The 220-nt window shown below is 69.5% G+C and carries 1 protein-coding gene; it reads right to left on the bottom strand.

Going from position 1 to position 220, the window contains the following annotated elements:
• Window positions 1–220, bottom strand: a 220-nt coding sequence (locus F0Q45_RS28525) for a hypothetical protein (protein WP_188113231.1), incomplete at both ends; no start/stop codon positions are given.

The raw sequence follows: 220 nt of genomic DNA, 5'->3' as shown, positions 1-220 counted from the left end.
TGGTAGAGCCCGACACCCATAGTCGGGTATTGAGCACCCTGTCCGGGCAAAACGAACACCAGTTTGCCGCCAGGCTGGGCCAGGTGGTGCTGGTTGACACAGGGGTGGGGGTGGTTGTTGCGGAGCGCATCCAGCCCGGCCAGCACCTCTGCCCGGACGTCGCTGGCGGTGGCCGGGGTGGTCAGGGCCGCCCGGTGCCGGTGGTGGGTGCGGGTGGTGG

It is taken from the genome of Mycobacterium simiae (genome assembly GCF_008370645.1).
Classification (GTDB): Bacteria; Actinomycetota; Actinomycetes; order Mycobacteriales; family Mycobacteriaceae; genus Mycobacterium; species Mycobacterium simiae_A.
Note: the sequence above shows the minus strand (reverse complement) of the source record. Positions and strands in the feature narration are given on the sequence as shown.